Raw genomic sequence first — 18,220 nt, forward strand, 5'->3', positions numbered from 1 at the left:
GCGGGCCGGCGGGGGACTACTTCTTGCCGTGGCTGTGGCCGTGGGCATGCCCATCCGTGTCGGAATGCAGCGGCTTGCCGTCGGGAGTCTTCTCCTGCGCCTCCCGCACCCGGGGATCGTCGCTGTGGTTCGGTCCGCCGGAGACGGTGCCGAGATTCGGCTTCATCTGCTCGGGGTTCGCCGCGTTGCCGTGTCCGTCGACGGCGAGGGCCGGGGCCGCCGCGAGCAGGCCGGCGGTGAGGAGGGCGAACATCGTGGTCTTCATGGGTCTGTCTCCAAGGTCGAAGCGGCGAGGGCCGCTTCGAAGAGGGAGATAGCCAAGCTGCTTGTCGCGCCAGTGCCGCCATCGTGACGAAGCGTGTCAGCGTTCCGCATCGAAGCGCGTCCGGCCGTCAGTAGCCGCGCGTCCGGTCGATCCCCGCCGGGGCATGGCCCGTGCGCCGGAACTCCGCCACCGCCGCGGCGACGCGCGCGGCGGCCGTGGCCATGTTCGTCGGGGCCGCGACGTGGGGCAGGATCGTGACCGCCGGATGGGTCCAGAGGCGGTGCTCCGGGGGCAGGGGTTCCTCCGGGAAGACGTCGAGGATCGCGTGATCGAGGGCGCCCGCCGCGAGGGCGGCGAGGAGATCGTCCTCGAGCACGTGCGCGCCGCGCCCGAAATTCACCAGGGCGGCGCCCGGCGGCAGGTGCCGGAAAGCCTCGGCGTTCAGGATGCCGCGTGTGTCGAGGGTCAGGGGCAGCAGGTTGACCAGGATGTCGGCCGTCGCGAGGCTCTGCGCGAAGCCGTCCGGACCGCTGGCCACCGGGATCGTCCCGTGCGCGGCGCCGGACCGGCTCCAGCCCCGGACCGGAAAGCCGAGGGCACCCAGGAGGTCGGCCGCGGCCCGTCCCATCTCGCCGAGGCCGAGGATCGTCACGCGCCGCTCGCCGGCCGACCGGACGGGGTGCTGGCGCCACGTTCCCGTGCGCTGCTGCGCGGCATAGCGCGGGAAGTCGCGGTGCAGGTGCAGGACCGCCGCCGCCACCGCCTCCGCCATGGCCCGCGCGAGCGTCGGGTCGACGAGGCGCCGCACGGGCACGTCGGGCAGCGTGTCGTCGAGGACGAGACGGTCGACGCCGGCCCAGAGGCTCTGGATCCAGCGCAGGTTCGGCAGGCCCGCCAGGGACCCGATCGGCGGGTTCGCCACGATGGCGACCTCCGCCGCCTGCGCCGGGGCGCCTTCGGATGCGGTGAGGATTCGCTCCCCCGGCATGGCTGCGCCGAGGGCGTCCAGCCAGGCCGCCTCCTCCGCGGTGGGAAGGCTGGTCACGAGAAGGAGGGGGGAGGGCATGGCTTGCGAATTCCTCGGCGGCGGCGCGCATCGCCCGGCGACGGGATCGCCCGCGATCGGCCCGGCGTCAACGGAACGGCTTGACCAGTCGGGTCCGGAGGCTGCCTGATCGCGGGCCTCTTCGATCCGCATCGGAATCCCATGCCCAAGATCGCTTTCCCCGCACCCGCCTGCGTCCTCGCCCTCGCCGGCGCCCTCGTCGCCCAGGCCGCCCCCGTCGCGGCGCAGGAGCCGGCTTCGGCGCCCTTCCGGGTCGAGGACGCGACGATCGCCGGAGCGCGCGAGGCCCTCGCCGCCGGGCGGATCACCTGCCGCACCCTGGTCCAGGGCTATCTCGACCGCATCGCCGCCTACGATCATGCCGGCCCGAAGCTCGCGGCGATCCGGGCGCTGAACCCGCACGCCCTGGCCCAGGCCGAGGCCTACGACGCGGACCGCGCGACGGGCGTGGTCAAGCCCCTTGGCTGCGTGCCCCTGCTGCTGAAGGACAATTACGACACCGCCGAACTGCCGACGACCGGCGGTTCGGCCGCCCTCGCCGGGGCGCAGCCGGCGCGGGACGCCACCGCGGTGGCCCGGCTGCGCGCCGCCGGCGCCATCGTGCTGGCCAAGGCGAACATGCAGGAACTCGCCCTCGGCGGGGTCTCGGTGAGTTCGCTGGGCGGCCAGGTCCGCAACCCCTACGACCTCACCCGTACCCCCGGCGGCTCCAGTGGTGGCGTCGGCGCGGGCCTGGCCGCCGGCTTCGCCCTCGGGGGGCTCGGCAGCGACACCGTGAATTCGATCCGCTCGCCCGCCTCGGCCAACAACCTCGTGGGCCTGCGCGTCACCCAGGGGCTGATCAGCCTCGCGGGCATCATGCCGGTCTCGAAGACGCAGGACGCGATCGGGCCGATCACCCGCACGGTAGCGGATGCGGCGGCCCTGCTGCAGGCCATGGCCGGCACCGATCCGGCCGATCCGCTGACCGCCGCGGCGGCCGGCAAGGTGGCGCAGAGCTACGCCGACGCGCTCAAGCCCGACGCCCTGAAGGGCGCGCGCCTCGGCGTCGTACGGGTCCTGTTCGGGACCAAGCCGGAGCACGCGGAGGTCAACCGCGTCATGCAGTCGGCCCTCGACGCCCTGGAGGCGGCGGGCGCCACCCTGGTGCGCATCGACGACACGGCCTTCGAGGCCGACGCCCTCAACCGCGAGGACGACGTCCAGACCTACGAATATAAGACGCTGATGAACGGGTATCTGGCCACGATCCCGAATGCGCCGCAGAAGGACCTCGCCGGCATCCTGGCCTCGGGCCAGTTCCACCGTGCCGCCCTGGAGCCGTTCCTGAAGGCCGCCGAGGCGCGCCAGGACGGCATGGCCGAGCCGGAGTACAAGGCCCGCATCGGACGGATCGCCGCCTTCAAGGCGCATGTGGCCGAGGTCTTCGCGGCGCAGAAGCTCGACGCCCTGGTCTACCCGCTGCAGAAGCGGCTCGTGGTGCCCATCGGCGAACTCAACCAGGCGGAGCGCAACGGCATCGTGGCAGGGCTGACGGGTTTCCCGGCCATCGATGTCCCGGCGGGCTTCTCCGAGGCCACCGCGACGGCCCCCGAGGGCGTGCCGGTCGGCATGGACCTGCTCGGCCAGCCTTGGAGCGAGGCGAAGCTCCTCGGCCTCGCCTACGCCTTCGAGCAGGCGACGAAGCTGCGGCGCCTCCCGACGAGCACCCCGCCCCTCGGCGCGCGCTGATCAGGCGGCGAGCGTGGGGGCCGGCACGAGGTCGCGCACCCGCCACATCGCCCGGGCGAGGTGGGAGCGATAGGGCGCGAAGGGGAGGGCGTAGGACGCCGTGTCGGTGCAGCCGGTCAGGCGCCGGAGGCTGCCGACGGCGGCGACGTCCCCGGCCGGCCAGATATCCGGGTCGTGATAATGGAAGATGCCGATCATGTCGGCGGTCCATTGTCCCACGCCCTTGATGCTGCGCAGGATCGCCGAGCGTTCCGGGTGAGGCAGCGTGGCGAGGGCGGTGTCGAACAGGCCGGCTTCGTCCGCGGTGCGGATGGCCAGCACCGCCCGGACCTTGGCGCCGGACAGGCCACAGCTGCGCAGGGTCTCGGCATGCGCGTCGACGAAGAGATCGCGGGGCGCCACGTTGCGCAGGAGGGCCGCGGCCTCGACGCGACCCCAGATCGCCGCCGCGGCGCGGGTCGAGAGCTGCTGGTTGACGACCTCGTGAGCGAGGCGGTCGGCCACGTGCGCGTGGGTCGGCGGATCGATCGGGACCGGCCCGAGGCGCGCGAGGGCGTCATGAAGAGACGCGGACAGTCCCCGAGCCGTGGCCAGGAGGTGGGTGTGCGGATCGGAAACGGATGTCATGCGGTGCGGCGGGGACGGAACGGCCTCGGCCCCGAGACGGGGCCGAGGCGAGCGGCTTAGCGGTCGCGGCGCTCACGCGTGATGGTGGTGCGCTCCTCGCGGCGCTCGATCCGGTCGTCGCGGCGATCCGGATCCACTCCGAGAACGCCACCGACCGTACCGGTGGCCGCGCCGACGGCGCCGCCCACCACGCCCCCGATCGGGCCGGCGGCACGGTTGCCGTCCTCGACGCCGCGCTCGGCGCCCCGGATGGTGCCCTGGGCCTGCGCCGTGCCTGCGAGGGCGACGGGGGTGAGCAGCAGGGCGGTGGCGATGACGAATGACTTCATGAAAGGGACCTCGCGTCGATGGTTCTGGGTGGCCGGTCACGCGATCGCGACCGGTTCGGCATGGGTCATCAACGGCCGAGACGCCGAAAGGTCACAGAATTCGTTGGAATTGATGTTCGCGCGGGTGGTTCGAGGGTGGGGCTGACGCCTGTCGGCGTGCCTTTCCACCAGCCTTGCACTGCTGGAATAGAGAGAGGACGGGCCTTATACGAGGCGGTCTTTCTCGCGCTGCCGAAAATGCTCTCGCGCCATGCTGCGACGGGCGGCACGGCTCCACTTCCCAGCGGCTCCGGCCCGCCCGAACTCCGTCCAGCTTCGGGGGAGGCGTAGAGGGTGGGTGACCCGCGACCGGCAGGGGCAGGGAGAGCCACCCCCACGCTCCGCTTCTTCCCACTGGGGGAGAGGGGCGCGTCCTGACGTCGAGACGGCGGCCCAGCGCATCCCGTCGTCCGGACGAGCGCGTCGCGCGCGACATCCGCGCGGCGTGCCAACACTCAGTACGTCGCGAACATCGCGGCGATGTCGACGGGATCGCTGGTGCGCGTCAGCGCCAGCGCGAGGAGGATGCGTGCCTTCTGCGGCGTCAGGTTATCGGCGCTGAGGATGCCGCGCTCGCGCAGGCGGGTCGTGACCGGCACCACGCCGCTGCCGGCGCGGGTAGACTGCACCACCACCAATCCGGCGGCCACGGCCTCGGCCAGGGCGTCGGCCTCGCCCGGGGGCGTCATGCCGGGGGCGAGGCCCGCCGAGACGATGCCCCGCGCGCCGGCCGCCGCGAAGGCCCGCACGGCAGTGCCGTCCGCGTCGGCATAGGCGTAGGCGATGTCGACCCGGGGCAGGGCGGCCAGATCGTCCAGGGCAAAGGGCGTATCCGGCGCATGCCGCCGCTCCGGGCGGCGGTAGTAGCGGATATGCGGCCCGTCGACATGGCCGAGGACGCCGAAATCCGGCGTGCGGAAGGTTTGGAGCCGGCCGACCGAGGTCTTCGTCACCTCGCGGGCCGCCTGGATCTCGTCGTTGAGCACCACCAGCACCCCGCGCCCGCGCGAGGCCGGATCGGCGGCGACCCTGAGGGCCGCGACGAGGTTGAGGCCGGCATCGCTCGACAGGGCGCTGATCGGACGCTGGGCCCCGACGAGGACAACCGGGCAGGCCACTGTCAGGGTCAGGCCGAGGGCGTAGGCGGTCTCCTCCAGGGTCGCGGTACCGTGCCCGATCACGATGCCGGCGAGATCGGGATGGGCCTCCGCGAGCTCCGTACAGAGGGCGGCAAGGGCGCGCCACTCGGCAAAGCCGATGGCGGGGCTCGGCACTTCGCGGAACGGCACCGCGATCACCTCGGCGATGGTGCGCGCCTCGGGCACCCGGGCCAGGATCGCGTCCGCGGCGAGACGCTGTCCGGTGGCGGTGTAGTCGAGGACGTCGAGGGAATCCCAGCCGAGGGAGGAGATCGTCCCGCCCGTGCCGATGAAGGCCACCTTGGGTCGCGTTGCCATCGTGTCGTCGTCTCCGTCCCTGTTTCCGGTGCGGGCGGCCCCATGCAGGAGGCCTGCCGGACTAGGCTTTCGCCCGTCAGCGACGGGAGGTCGGCCGGGCCTTCAGGTCGTCGAGGGCGTCCGCGTTGTCTCGCCCCCAGGCATAGAGAAGCTCCACCGGCTCGACGAAGCGGGCGCCGAGGAGGGTGAGGCGATACTCGACCGCGGGCGGCACCGTGCCGGCCACGTGGCGGGTGAGGAGACCGCTCGCCTCCATATCCCGCAGGGTCTGGGTCAGCATCTTCTTCGAGATTCCGGGCAGGCTGCGCTGTAGCACCCCGGTGCGGGCGCAGCCGCCATGGCGGGCGTGCAGGGTGTGCAGCACCATGCTGGTCCACTTGGTCGCGAACAGTTCGAGCACCCGGCGCGGCGCGCAGTCCTCGCGCCAGGCCTCGTCCGCGCTCAGCCTCTCCATGGTCGTCGCCCTCTGGGTGGTTACCGTTGGGTGCCTAGGACCCCAATCGGTGCCGTCTGGTCAGGGGCGGACTGTCTCCATAGGTCGGTCTTCGGATCAAGACGGAGACTTCCATGACCAGGACGGCCCTCATCGCCGGCGTCAGCGGCATCGTCGGCAACAACCTTGCCCGCCATCTCGTCTCGGAGGGCTGGTCCGTGGCCGGTCTCGCCCGGCGCCCGCCCGCCGACCTGACGGGCGTGACCCCGGTGGCTGCCGACCTCCTCGACCCGGAGAGCCTGCGCGGCGTGCTGGCGGACCTGCGCCCCACCGACGTCTTCATCACGACCTGGCTGCGCCAGGAGACGGAGGCCGAGAACATCCGCGTCAACGGGACGATGGTGCGCAATCTCCTCGACGCCCTCCGGCCGAACGGGGGCGTGGGCCATGTCGGCCTGGTCACCGGCCTCAAGCACTATCTCGGGCCGTTCGAGGCCTACGGGAAGGGCACGCTGCCGGCCACGCCGTTCCGCGAGGACCAGGGCCGCCTCGACGTCGAGAACTTCTACTACGCGCAGGAGGACGAGGTCTTCGCCGCCGCGGCGCGGGACGGCTTCGGCTGGAGCGTGCACCGGCCCCACACCATCATCGGCTACGCGCTCGGCAACGCCATGAACATGGGCGTGACGCTGGCGGTCTACGCCACGCTCTGCCGCGAGACCGGCCGGCCGTTCCGGTTTCCCGGCTCGGCCGCCCAGTGGAACGGGCTCACCGACATGACGGATGCGCGCATCCTGGCGCGCCAGCTCGCCTGGGCCGCGACCACGCCGGCCGCCCGCAACGAGGCCTTCAACATCGTCGATGGCGACGTCTTCCGCTGGAGCTGGATGTGGGGCCGGATCGCCGACTGGTTCGGCGTGGAGCCGGCGCCCTTCGACGGCACGGTCCTGCCCCTCGAGCAGCAGATGGACGGGGCCGCCCCGCTCTGGGCCGAAATCGCCGCCCGGCACGGCCTCAAGGAGGCCGATCTCGGGCGCCTCGCGTCGGCCTGGCACACGGATGCGGATCTCGGTCGGCCGATCGAGGTCGTCACCGACATGAGCAAGAGCCGGCGCCTCGGCTTCCTCGACTACCAGGCCACCGACGATGCGTTCTTCGACCTGTTCGCGCGCCTGCGGGCCGAGCGGGTCATTCCCTGACATCCGCCCCGGCGCGAAGGAGCCCGCATGACAGATCGTACCGCCCCCGACTTCGCCCGCTCGGATGTCCTCCAGCGGCCACCCCATGGGGAGGCCGCCCGCGCGACGACCAAGCCCCTGATCGTGACGCCGACCTTCGTCTCGCGCAGCGACGACACGCCCCGGGACCGGCGGCCCCGCGACGCGGGGTCGAATGTCGGCCGTGACGGGCGGTCGGTGATGCGGCCCGACCGCCATCCCGAGGCCGTGGCGCTGGAGTCCGATCCCAACCTCGCCTTCGAACATTGGGACGAATACTGGCGGAAGGTGCACGGACCGAAATTCGCCTACGAAGAGCCCGGCACGCGGAACGACCGCGTACTGCGCTACGATCAGGTCCACCGGGTCGCCTCGGGGCCGTCCTCCGGCTTCCGGCCGCCCTACCGGGCGATGGTCGATGCCGAGGGCCGGCTGGTCTCCGATCCGGCCGCGCAGGTGCCGGCCTACCGGCGCCCGAGCTTCGACGGCTTCGCCTACATCGCATACGCGGAGACCGACGACATTGAGGCGGTGCTCGGGCAGGAGCAGTACGCGACGCGCATCATCGCGGACGAGCGGACCGCCTTCCGCATGGTCACCCGCGAGGTGGCGCGGGAATACATCCTGATCCCGAGCGCGCGCCACCGCGATCCCGTCAGCCTCGTGAAGATCCATCGGCGCCGTCCGCACCTCTCCCGCGCGGAATTCCAGGCAGCCTGGCTCGGGGCGCAGGCCGACCTCGTCTGCGCCCAGGGGGCGACCGCGCACTACGTCCGCCGCTACGCCCAGCTGCATCCCTTCGGGTCCACCCAGGCGGATCCCGAGGGCTCCAAGATCGATGGGATCTCGGTCCTGTCCTTCGACTCCCTCAACGACGTCGAAGATTACCTGGTGACACCCGACCATGCGGTGATCGAAGCGGCCGAGAATGCGCTCGCCGATCCGGAGACCTCGGAGTTCTGGACCGCGATCAACTACAGCGTCATCAACCGCTTGATGCCGGAACAAGCGACGGAGCGCTGAGCGATACGAGCCGGGGCCCTGACCACGACTTGGCGGCCTCGGCGTTTGTCTCCATCATCGAAGGATTCCCCGACGTGATGTGAGGCCGCGACCCGATGAAGCCGTTCGACTGGACCACCGGCTATCCCACCGTGCGGATGCCGATCTTCGGCCGCAACATGGTCTCGACCTCGCACGCCCTCGCGGCCCAGGCCGGCATCCGCATGCTCTGGCAGGGCGGCAACGCGGTGGACGCCGCCATCGCCACGGCGGCGGCCAAGACCATCACCGAGCCCTGCAGCAACGGCCTCGGGTCGGACGCCTTCTGCATCCTGTGGGACGGGCGGCAGCTGCACGGCCTCAACGCGTCCGGCGGCGCGCCGGCGGCCTGGACCCCCGACTACTTCACCCGGAAATACGGTGCGGCCGAGCGGCCGCCCATGCGGGGCTGGGATTCCGTCACGGTGCCGGGCGCCGTCGCGGCCTGGGTGGCCCTGAGCGAGCGCTTCGGAAAGCTGCCCTTCGCCGACCTGCTCCAGCCCGCCATCGAGATCGCCGAGCGCGGCTACCTCGCCCCGGTGGTCGTGCAGCAGAAATGGGCGGCCGCCGCCCGGGTCGCGGATCTCGTGCGCCAGCCGGGCTTCGCCGAGACCTTCCTGCCCCATGGCCGCGCCCCGCATGTGGGCGAGCGCGTCACCCTGCCGGGCATCGCCCGCGCCCTGCGGGCCATCGCGGAGACCAAGGGGCGCGCCTTCTACGAGGGCGAGATCGCGGAGGCCATGGCCCGGCACGCCGCGGCCCATGGCGGCGCCATGACGGTGGCGGACCTCGCCGCCTTCCGGCCCGAATGGGTGACGCCGACCGCCAAGGATTACCGGGGCTACACCCTCCACGAGATCCCGCCGAACGGGCAGGGCATCGCCGCCCAGATCGCCCTCGGCATCCTCGAATCCTTCGACCTCGCCGGCCTGCCGGTGGATGGACCGGAGGCGCAGCACCTGCAGATCGAGGCGATGAAGCTCGCCTTCGCCGACACCTACCGCTACGTCTCCGATGCCCGCACCATGGAGGTGACGCCGGAGGCGATGCTCGATCCGGCCTATCTCGCCGGGCGCGCCAAGCTGATCGACCCCCGTAGAGCGCAGGAATTCGGGGCGGGCAACCCGGTTCGGGGCGGCACCGTCTACCTCACCGCCGCCGACGAATCCGGCATGATGGTGAGCTTCATCCAGTCGAACTTCATGGGCTTCGGCTCCGGCGTGGTCGTGCCCGAATGGGGCCTGTCCCTGCAGAACCGCGGCTACGGCTTCGTGCTGGACGAGGCCAGCCCCAATGGGGTGGCGCCGGGCAAGCGGCCCTTCCACACCATCATCCCGGGCTTCCTCACGCAGAATGGTGCGCCGGTGATGAGCTTCGGCGTGATGGGCGGCAACATGCAGCCCCAGGGCCACCTACAGACCCTCGTGCGGATGATCGACCACGGCCAGAACCCGCAGGCCGCCTGCGACGCGCCGCGCTGGCGTTTCAATGCCGGCCTGGAGATCAACACCGAGGCGACGATGCCGGCCGCGACCCTGCAGGGCCTCGTGGCGCGCGGCCACCGGGTCGACGTGATCGAGGACAGCTACCAGGATTTCGGCGCCGGCCAGTTCATCTGGCGAATGGGCGACCCCGGCACCGAGGGCTACGTCGGCGCCAGCGATCCGCGGCGCGACGGGCAGGTCTCGGTCTGGTGAGGACGGGTCGTTGCCAAGCGCTCCGCTGGCACAGATAATGTATACACTTTCGAGCGTCTTCCCGGATCGCGCCGATCAGCCCGCACCTGCGGCGGATCTGCGATCCGGACCGATCCCATTTCTGAAGGAAGCTTGATGCTGCGTCTGCTCGCTGCCGGCCTCGTCGCGGGAATTGCCGCGCTGTCTCCTGTCCAGGCCCAGACCCTGCGCTTCGGCCTGATGGAGGACCCGGACGCCCTCGACCCGACGCTGGCGCGCACCTTCACCAGCCGCATGGTCTTCGCCGCGATGTGCGACAAGCTCGTGGATATCGGGCCCGACCTGAAGCCGGTGCCGCAGCTCGCCACCGGCTGGAACTTGTCGGAAGATCAGAAGACGCTGACCATGACCCTGCGGCCGGGCGTGCTGTTCCATGACGGCGAGAAGCTCGATGCGGCGGCGGCGAAGTACAGCATCGAGCGCCACCTGAAGCTGCCGGGCTCGCAGCGGCGCGGCGAGATCGCGCCGATCGACCGGGTCGAGGTCGTCGACGACCTGACCTTCAAGATCTTTCTCAAGACGCCGTTCGCGCCCCTGATGGCGCAGTTCACGGACCGGGCCGGGATGATGGTCTCGCCCAAGGCCGCCGAGCGCCTGGGCGACAAGTTCTCCACCGCGCCGGTCTGCGCCGGGCCGTTCAAGTTCGTGGAGCGGGTGCCGCAGGACCGGATCGTCGTCGAGCGCTTCGACGATTATTGGAATAAGGACCAGATCCACCTCAAGCGCATCGAGTTCCGGCCGATCCCCGACGGCACCGTGCGGTTGACGAACCTCCGGGCCGGCCAGCTCGAGCTCCTGGAGCGCCTGACCCCTACCGACCTGCCGCAGGTGACCCGGGACGCGAAGCTCAAGGTCGGGTCGACCATCGAGCTCGGCTTCCAGTCGATCGTCTTCAACCCGAACCGAGCCGGCTCGGCCGTGGCCGACCCGCGCGTGCGTGCCGCCTTCGACCTCGCCATCGACCGCAACGCCCTGAACCAGGTGGTGTTCAGCGGCGAGTTCCTGCCCGGCAACCAGTGGGTCTCGCCCAAGCATCCGGCCTACGTGAAGGACTATCCCCTTCCCAAGCGCGACGTCGCCAAGGCCAAGGCCCTGCTGGCGGAGGCCGGCATCCCGAAGCCGTCCGTCACCCTCACGGTCTACGCCAACAACGAGGCACCGCAGGTGGGCCAGGTCATCCAGGCGATGACCCGCGAGGCCGGCTTCGACGTGAAGCTCCAGGCCACCGACTTCACCACGGCGCTGGACGCCGCCGACAAGGGCAATTTCGACGCCTACCTCTACTCGTGGAGCGGCCGGCCCGACCCGGACGGCAACACCTTCAGCTTCCTCGCCTGCAAGACGCCCCTCAACTACGCCCGCTACTGCAATCCGGAAGCGGATGCGGCGCTGGCCGCCGAGCGCGCGACGGTCGATCCGGCCCAACGGGCCGAGGCCTGGAAGCACCTCGCCGACCGGGTCATGGCCGACCGGCCGCTGATCTACCTGTTCCACCGCAAGCTGTTCTGGGCCTACAGCAACAAGCTCAGCGGCTTCACGCCCTATCCCGACGGCCTCGTGCGCTTCAGCGGCCTGACGCTGAACTGAGACGGGAGCCCGGCCGATGCTGCGCTTCCTCGTCCAGCGCCTGGCGCTCGCGATCCCCACCCTGGTGATCGCCTCGATGATCATCTTCACCCTGCAGCAATTGCTGCCGGGCGACACGGCGACCGCCCTGTCGGGCGAGGAGCGCGACCCCGAGGTCATCGCCTTCATCCGGCAGAAGTACCACCTCGATCAGCCGCTGCCCGTGCGCTACGCCCTCTGGGCCGGCGGCGTGCTCCAGGGGGATCTCGGCGAGTCGATCCGCCTGCAGAAGCCGGTCATTGACCTGGTGATCGAGAAGCTGCCGGTGACCCTCGAGCTCGCCTGCCTCGCCATGCTGGTGGCCCTGGCCATCGGTGTGCCCATGGGCATCCTGTCGGCGGTGAAGCGCGGCACCGCCGCCGACACCCTGGCCAACGGCATCGCCCTCTGGGGCCTGTCGGTGCCGAACTTCTGGCTCGGCATCCTGATGATCCTGCTGTTCTCGGTCCAGCTCGGCTGGCTCCCGGCGTCCGGCTACGTCTCGCCCTTCGAGAGCCTGTCCGAGAACCTGCGCTCCATGGCGATGCCGGCCTTCGTCCTCGGCAACGCCATCGCGGCGGTGATGATGCGCCACACCCGCGCGGCGATGCTCGGCGTGCTGGGCTCGGACTACGTCCGCACCGCCCGGGCCAAGGGCGTCTCGCCCTTGGCGCTGATCCTGCGCCACGCCCTGCCCAACGCCGCGATCCCGATCATCACCCTGGGCGCCCTCGAATTCGGGCAGCTCCTCTCCGGTGCCGTCCTCACCGAGCAGGTCTTCTCGGTGCCGGGCTTCGGCAAGCTGATGGTCGATGCCGTGTTCAACCGCGACTACGCCACCGTGCAGGGCGTCGTGATCTGTACCGCCACCACCTACGTTCTCCTCAACCTCGCGGCCGACCTCCTCGCGGCCTTCGTGAACCCGAAGCTGAGGCGCGCGTGAGCATGGCGACATGTCCACGGCAGCAGCATGCCTTGCCTTCCCGTGCGGCCTCCCGATTTGGGCCGTGTGATGACGCGGTGGTGCCATTCAAGGATGCCTTGGCTTGCCGGAGCGGAGACCTGTCCGACCGGTCCCGCCGGGCCGAAATGCGGAGGCATCGATGACCAAGGCCGCCATCGCCCCGGCCGGCGTTGCCCTGCCGGCCGCCGAGCCCATCCTGCGCGCCGAGCCCGGACCGATCCGCGCGTTCTGGACGCGCCTGACCGCGCGGCGGACCGCCATGGTCGGCCTCGTCATCGTGGTCGCGCTGATCCTGATGGCGGTCTTCGCCGACTGGATCGCACCCTACGATCCCATCGCCACCGACTGGGGCGCCATCCGCACCGCGCCGAGCTGGGCGCACCCCTTCGGCACCGACGAGGTCGGCCACGACGTGCTCTCGCGCATCGTCTTCGGGGCGCGGGCCTCCCTGGGCGCGGGCCTGACCTCGGTGGCCCTCGCGGTAGCCCTCGGCCTGCCGTTCGGGCTGCTGGCCGGCTATGCCGGCGGCGTGATCGACCTGCTGATCATGCGCCTGACCGACGCCCTGCTGGCGATCCCGTTCCTCATCCTCGCCATCGCGCTCGCCGCCTTCCTCGGGCCGAGCCTGACCAATGCCATGGTGGCGATCGGCCTCTCGGCGACCTCGACCTTCGTGCGCCTGACCCGGGCGCAGGTACAGGCCGTGGCGGCCGAGGAGTTCGTGGAGGCCGCCCGCGCCGTCGGCAACCCGCCCTGGCGCATCGCCATCCGCCACATCGTGCCCAACATCGTGCCGGCGATCCTGGTCCAGGCGACCCTGACCATCGCGGCGGCGATCATCGCGGAGGCCAGCTTGTCCTTCCTCGGCCTCGGGCAGCAGCCGCCCGAGCCGTCCTGGGGCTCGATGCTGAACGTCGCCAAGAACTTCCTCGAGCAGGCGCCCTGGATGGCGATCTGGCCCGGGGCCTCGATCTTCCTCGCGGTGCTGGCCTTCAACCTCCTCGGCGACGGCCTGCGCGACGCCCTCGACCCCCGGCAGAGGACCTGACCATGGGCCAGGACAGGGAAACCCTGCTCGACGTCCGCGACCTCGCCGTCGCCTTCGACAGCGAAGGGGGCGCGGTCCACGCGGTGAACGGCGTGTCGTACACCCTCGCCGAGGGCGAGACCCTCGGCATCGTCGGCGAATCCGGCTCCGGCAAGAGCGTGCACGTGCTGGCGATGCTGGGCCTCATCCCGCGCCCGCCCGGCCGCATCACCGGCGGGCAGGTGCTCTTCCAGGGCCGCGACCTCCTCGGCCTGCCGGAACGCGAACTCCGAAAAATCCGCGGCGGCCAGATCGGCTTCGTGTTCCAGGACCCGATGAGTTCGCTCAACCCCGGCATGACGGTGGCCGCGCAGATCATCGAGCCCCTGCGCATCCATCTCGGCCTCGACGGCCGCGCCGCCCGCGCCCGCGCGAAGGACCTCCTCGACCTCGTGCGCATCCCCAATGCCGGGGCGCGTCTCGATCAGTACCCGCACGAGTTCTCCGGCGGCCAGCGCCAGCGCGTGATGATCGCCATCGGCCTGTCCTGCCGCCCGAAGCTCCTCATCGCCGACGAGGCGACGACGGCCCTCGACGTCACGGTGCAGGCCGAGATCATCGCCCTGGTGCAGGAGCTGAAGCGCGAGATCGGCATGGCGATCGTCTGGATCACCCACGATCTCGGCGTGGTGGCCGGCATCGCCGACACCGTGCAGGTCATGTATGCCGGCCGCATCCTTGAACGCGGTCCCGTGGACGACATTTTCCGCGATCCGCGCAGTGCGTATACGCTCGGGCTCCTGCGCTCCCTGCCCGATCTGAGCCGGGGCCGGGCCGGGCGCCGGCGCCTGCACCAGATCGAGGGGGCGCCCCCCGACATGCGTCACCCGCCGCCGGGCGATCCCTTCGCCGCGCGCAACGTCTACGCGACCGCGCGCTGCCTCACGGAAGCGCCGCCCCTGGCCCAGGCCCCCGGCGCCGCCCCGGGCCACCTCGTGGCCGCCTGGTACGACCTGCCGGCGCATCTCGCCGCCGAGGAGGCCGCCCGATGAAGCCGGAGCCCGCCGACCACTATCCGCTGCTCTCCGTGCGGAATCTCAGCAAGCACTACCCCCTGCGAAGCTGGTGGGGCGGCAAGGGCTCGGTCTTCCGTGCGGTGCAGGATGTCAGCTTCGACATCCGGCCCGGCGAGACCCTCGGCCTGGTGGGCGAGTCCGGTTCGGGCAAGTCCACCATCGGCCGCGCCGTCACCATGCTGAACCCGCCGAGCGCCGGCACCGTCGCCTTCGAGGGCACCGACCTCGCCAAGCTCTCCGCCGGGGAGATGCGCCGGATGCGCGCCCGCATCCAGATGGTGTTCCAGGACCCCTACGCCGCCCTCAACCCGCGCATGAGCATCGGCGACTACGTGGCCGAGCCGTTCCGTCTGCACCGGCCCGGCATGGCGCGGGCCGAGCGCCGCGACGAGGTCGAGGGCCTGCTGGCCCGGGTCGGGCTCGATCCGCGCTTCGCCCAGCGCTACCCGCACCAGTTCTCCGGCGGCCAGCGCCAGCGCATCTGCATCGCCCGCGCCATCGCGCTGAAACCCAGCTTCATCGTCGCCGACGAGCCGATCGCCGCCCTCGACGTCTCGATCCAGGCCCAGGTCGTGAACCTGCTGCAGGACCTGCAGGACGAGCTCGGCATCTCGTACCTGTTCATCTCCCACGACCTGCGCATGGTGCGCTACCTGTGCCAGCGCGTCGCCGTGCTCTGGCACGGCCGGGTGGTGGAGCTCGCCGAGGCGGACGCCCTCTACGAGGATCCGCGCCACCCTTATACCCGGCGCCTCCTCAGCGCGGTGCCGGTGCCGAACCCGGTGGAGGAGCGGGCCCGCCTGCGCGCCGCCTCCCTCCTGCCCCCCGCCGACCCGGACGCCATCGGCGGCCTGGTCGAGGTCGCCCCCGGCCACTGGGTCGCCAACACCCGCTATTCCTGATCGTCCAGGATTCGATTCAAGGACCCGACGCCGTGAGAGACTTCTCGAAACCGGGCCGTTCGCCCGTCTATGCCGCGAACGCCGCGGTCGCGACCTCCCATCCCCTCGCCACCCTGGCGGCCATCGAGGTCCTGAAGGCGGGGGGCAACGCCGTCGACGCCGCCATCGCGGCGGTGGCGGTGCAGGGCGTGGTCGAGCCGGCCATGACCGGCATCGGCGGCGACTGCTTCGCCCTCTACGCGCCGAAGGGCGCCGCCGTGCCGGTCACGCTGAACGGCTCCGGCCGCAGCCCGGCCGCCGCGCACGATGCCTGGTACGTGGAGAACAAGGTCGCGATCGACGCGACCTCGCCGCACGCCGTCACGGTGCCGGGCGCCGTCGCGGCCTGGGCGCGCCTGCTCGCCGATCACGGCACCCGCAGCCTCGGGGAGTTGCTGCAGCCGGCGATCCACTACGCCGAGGAGGGCTACGCGGTCCAGCCGCGGGTCGCCTACGACTGGGCGCGCAACCGCGACAAGCTGCGGGCCGATCCGGGCTCGGCCGCCGCCTACCTCGTCGATGGCGAGGCGCCGAAGGTCGGCACCACTATGCGCCATCCCAAGCTCGCCGCCACCCTGCGACGCATCGCCGAACTGGGCGCGCCCGGCTTCTACGAGGGCCCGGTGGCCGACGACATGGTCGCGCGCCTGCGCGAACTCGGCGGCCTGCACACCCTGGAGGATTTCGCCCGTGCGACGCCGGAATACGTGACGCCGATCTCGACCCGCTACCGCGGCTACGACGTCTACGAGTGTCCCCCGAGCGGCCAGGGCCTCGCCGCCCTGATGATGCTCAACGTACTGTCGCAGTACGACGTCGGCGCCCTGTCCGAGCTCGACCGGGTCCATCTTTTCGCCGAGGCCTGCAAGCAGGCCTATCACCACCGTGACGCGCTCTTCGCCGATCCGGTGGTGAACGCCGTGCCGGTCGAGCACCTGCTGTCCCAGGCCTGGCAGGCACGGGCGCACGGGGCCATCGACATGGCCCGCGCCCAGGCGCCCGTGCTCTGGCCGGAGATCCGCCACACCGACACGGTCTACCTCTGCGTGGTCGACCGGGACGGCAACGCGATCTCGCTGATCAACTCGATCTTCCAGGGCTTCGGCAGCGGCATCACCGCGCCGGAGAGCGGCGTGCTGCTGCACAACCGCGGCTTCTCGTTCCGGGTCGAGCCGGGCCACCCCAACACCATCGCGCCCGCGAAGCGCCCGATGCACACCATCATCCCCGGCATGCTGATGCGCGACGGCGCGGTGGTGGCGCCCTTCGGCGTGATGGGCGGGCACTACCAGGCCATGGGCCATGTCGAGCTGCTCACCGGCATCATCGACCGGGGCCTCGACGTGCAGGAGGCTCTCGATGCCCCGCGCAGCTTCGCCTATGGCGGTGGCGTCGAGTTCGAGGCCGGCTTCGCGCCCGGGCTCGCCGAGGGGCTGGCCGCGCGCGGCCACGTCACGGTGCCGGCCCCGGTCCCGATCGGCGGCGGCCAGATCATCTGGATCGACCCGGCGACGGGCCTACGCGCCGCCGGATCCGATCCGCGCAAGGACGGCTGCGCCCTCGGCTACTGAAACGCGGAGGTCCGGCTCACGGATAGCGCACCGGGGCCGGCTGCTCGGGCAGGGGGATGAACTCGGATTCCCCCGGCACGGTGTCGAAGCGGGCCTGGCGCCAATCCTCCTTGGCCTGCTCGATCCGCTCGGGCCGCGAGGAGACGAAGTTCCACCAGAGATGGCGCGGGCCGTCCATGGGCTCGCCGCCCAGCACCATGAAGCGGGCGGTCTCGGTGGCCATGACGCTGATCCGGTCGCCGGGCCGGAAGACGAGGAGCTGGCCCGGGCCGAATCCGTCCCCAGCGATCGCGATGGCGCCCGAGACCGTGTAGATGGCGCGCTCGTCGTAGGTCGGGTCGAGGGGCAGCACCGCGCCGGCCTCAAGCATGACGTCGGCATAGACCATCGGGCTCGAGGTCCGCACCGGGGATTTCGCCCCGAAGGCCTCGCCCGCGATCAGCCGGACGGTCTTGCCCTCGCCGGTGAGGATCGGCAGAGCCTCGGCCGCGTAATGCTCGAAGGCCGGTGCGGTCTCCTCGTCCTTGCCGCTCAGGGCCACCCAGCTCTGGAGGCCGAACAGGGTCGAGCCCGTCCGGCGCAGGTCCGCGCCGGTGCGCTCGGAATGGGTGATGCCGCGCCCGGCCGTCATCCAGTTCAGCGCGCCCGGCCGGATCGGCAGTTCGGTGCCGAGGCTGTCCCGGTGCATGATCTCGCCCTCGAACAGGTAGGTCACCGTCGAGAGGCCGATATGCGGATGTGGCCGCACGTCCATGCCCTGGCCGAGCAGGAACTCGGACGGGCCCATCTGGTCGAAGAAGATGAAGGGGCCGACCATCCGGCACTCGGTCGAGGGCAGGGCCCGCCGGACCGCGAAAGAGCCGAGGTCCCGCGACCGTGGCACGATCAGGGTCTTGATCGCGTCGCAGGTGAAGTGGTCGCCCGGGATCGGGTCGTCCGCGCCGTGCCAGCTCATTCGATGTCCTCCTGCGTCTGGGCCGCCGAGCCGGATCGTGCCGTGCCGGTCGCCTCGCCCGGTGCGGCGAGCCAGGCACGCGGCACCGATCCGGGCCACGATCCTTGCATAAGGCCCCGGGGGAGGGGACGGGATTGTCG

Annotated in this window: 17 protein-coding genes; 10 read left to right on the top strand and 7 right to left on the bottom strand. The window is 71.3% G+C overall.

Features of this window, described 5'->3' with window-relative positions; all coding sequences use genetic code 11:
* Positions 1–16: 16 nt before the first annotated feature.
* Positions 17–265 (bottom strand): hypothetical protein, encoded by a 249-nt coding sequence (locus tag AC1MGR_RS05380; protein WP_108035191.1) that lies wholly within the window; start codon positions 263–265, stop codon positions 17–19.
* Between the two features lie 127 nt (positions 266–392).
* The gene (locus AC1MGR_RS05385) at positions 393–1,331 is read right to left on the bottom strand and encodes a 2-hydroxyacid dehydrogenase (RefSeq protein ID WP_480233905.1); all 939 of its coding nucleotides are present in this window, start codon (positions 1,329–1,331) and stop codon (positions 393–395) included.
* A 141-nt stretch (positions 1,332–1,472) separates the two neighbouring features.
* Here AC1MGR_RS05385 and AC1MGR_RS05390 point away from each other — a divergent pair, with 141 nt between their 5' ends.
* Entirely contained in the window at positions 1,473–3,062 is a 1,590-nt protein-coding gene (locus AC1MGR_RS05390; RefSeq protein ID WP_480233906.1) for an amidase family protein, read from the top strand.
* On the opposite strand, the gene AC1MGR_RS05395 is transcribed toward AC1MGR_RS05390, so the two are convergent.
* The 4 genes from AC1MGR_RS05395 to AC1MGR_RS05410 all read right to left on the bottom strand — a co-directional run bounded on the left by AC1MGR_RS05395 (position 3,063) and on the right by AC1MGR_RS05410 (position 5,968).
* Positions 3,063–3,689, bottom strand: a complete 627-nt coding sequence (locus AC1MGR_RS05395; protein ID WP_480233907.1) for a DNA-3-methyladenine glycosylase family protein — start codon at positions 3,687–3,689, stop codon at positions 3,063–3,065.
* Between the two features lie 56 nt (positions 3,690–3,745).
* A complete protein-coding gene (locus AC1MGR_RS05400) occupies positions 3,746–4,018 on the bottom strand; it encodes a hypothetical protein (RefSeq protein WP_055957026.1) in 273 nt (90 codons plus the stop codon).
* Positions 4,019–4,512: 494 nt separating this feature from the next.
* Positions 4,513–5,514, bottom strand: coding sequence for an asparaginase (locus AC1MGR_RS05405; RefSeq protein WP_480233908.1), 1,002 nt, complete (start codon positions 5,512–5,514; stop codon positions 4,513–4,515).
* A gap of 76 nt (positions 5,515–5,590) precedes the next feature.
* Positions 5,591–5,968, bottom strand: coding sequence for a winged helix-turn-helix transcriptional regulator (locus tag AC1MGR_RS05410; protein WP_480233909.1), 378 nt, complete (start codon positions 5,966–5,968; stop codon positions 5,591–5,593).
* Positions 5,969–6,081: 113 nt separating this feature from the next.
* On the opposite strand from AC1MGR_RS05410, the gene AC1MGR_RS05415 reads away from it, so the two are divergent.
* The 9 genes from AC1MGR_RS05415 (at position 6,082) to AC1MGR_RS05455 (ending at position 17,125) form a co-directional block, all read left to right on the top strand.
* Positions 6,082–7,146, top strand: coding sequence for an SDR family oxidoreductase (locus tag AC1MGR_RS05415; protein ID WP_480233910.1), 1,065 nt, complete (start codon positions 6,082–6,084; stop codon positions 7,144–7,146).
* Positions 7,147–7,173: 27 nt separating this feature from the next.
* Positions 7,174–8,187: a hypothetical protein gene (locus AC1MGR_RS05420; protein ID WP_480233911.1), complete on the top strand. Its 1,014-nt coding sequence runs from the start codon at positions 7,174–7,176 to the stop codon at positions 8,185–8,187.
* A gap of 95 nt (positions 8,188–8,282) precedes the next feature.
* A complete protein-coding gene (locus AC1MGR_RS05425) occupies positions 8,283–9,902 on the top strand; it encodes a gamma-glutamyltransferase family protein (RefSeq protein WP_480233912.1) in 1,620 nt (539 codons plus the stop codon).
* Positions 9,903–10,037: 135 nt separating this feature from the next.
* Positions 10,038–11,528, top strand: coding sequence for an ABC transporter substrate-binding protein (locus tag AC1MGR_RS05430; RefSeq protein ID WP_480233913.1), 1,491 nt, complete (start codon positions 10,038–10,040; stop codon positions 11,526–11,528).
* Positions 11,529–11,544: 16 nt separating this feature from the next.
* On the top strand, positions 11,545–12,489 hold the full coding sequence (locus AC1MGR_RS05435; protein WP_108035180.1) for an ABC transporter permease: 945 nt from the start codon (positions 11,545–11,547) through the stop codon (positions 12,487–12,489).
* Between the two features lie 160 nt (positions 12,490–12,649).
* Positions 12,650–13,558: an ABC transporter permease gene (locus AC1MGR_RS05440; protein ID WP_108035179.1), complete on the top strand. Its 909-nt coding sequence runs from the start codon at positions 12,650–12,652 to the stop codon at positions 13,556–13,558.
* Between the two features lie 2 nt (positions 13,559–13,560).
* Positions 13,561–14,589, top strand: coding sequence for an ABC transporter ATP-binding protein (locus AC1MGR_RS05445; protein WP_480233914.1), 1,029 nt, complete (start codon positions 13,561–13,563; stop codon positions 14,587–14,589).
* A complete protein-coding gene (locus tag AC1MGR_RS05450) occupies positions 14,586–15,515 on the top strand; it encodes an ABC transporter ATP-binding protein (RefSeq protein WP_480233915.1) in 930 nt (309 codons plus the stop codon). The genes AC1MGR_RS05445 and AC1MGR_RS05450 overlap by 4 nt, the downstream gene beginning before the upstream one ends.
* 32 nt (positions 15,516–15,547) lie before the next feature.
* Positions 15,548–17,125 (top strand): gamma-glutamyltransferase family protein, encoded by a 1,578-nt coding sequence (locus AC1MGR_RS05455; protein ID WP_480233916.1) that lies wholly within the window; start codon positions 15,548–15,550, stop codon positions 17,123–17,125.
* A 16-nt stretch (positions 17,126–17,141) separates the two neighbouring features.
* Here AC1MGR_RS05455 and AC1MGR_RS05460 read toward each other — a convergent pair whose 3' ends face one another.
* The gene (locus tag AC1MGR_RS05460; RefSeq protein WP_480233917.1) at positions 17,142–18,080 is read right to left on the bottom strand and encodes a pirin family protein; all 939 of its coding nucleotides are present in this window, start codon (positions 18,078–18,080) and stop codon (positions 17,142–17,144) included.
* Between the last annotated feature and the right edge of the window lie 140 nt (positions 18,081–18,220).

The sequence above is a fragment of the Methylobacterium sp. BI1 genome (assembly GCF_056680125.1).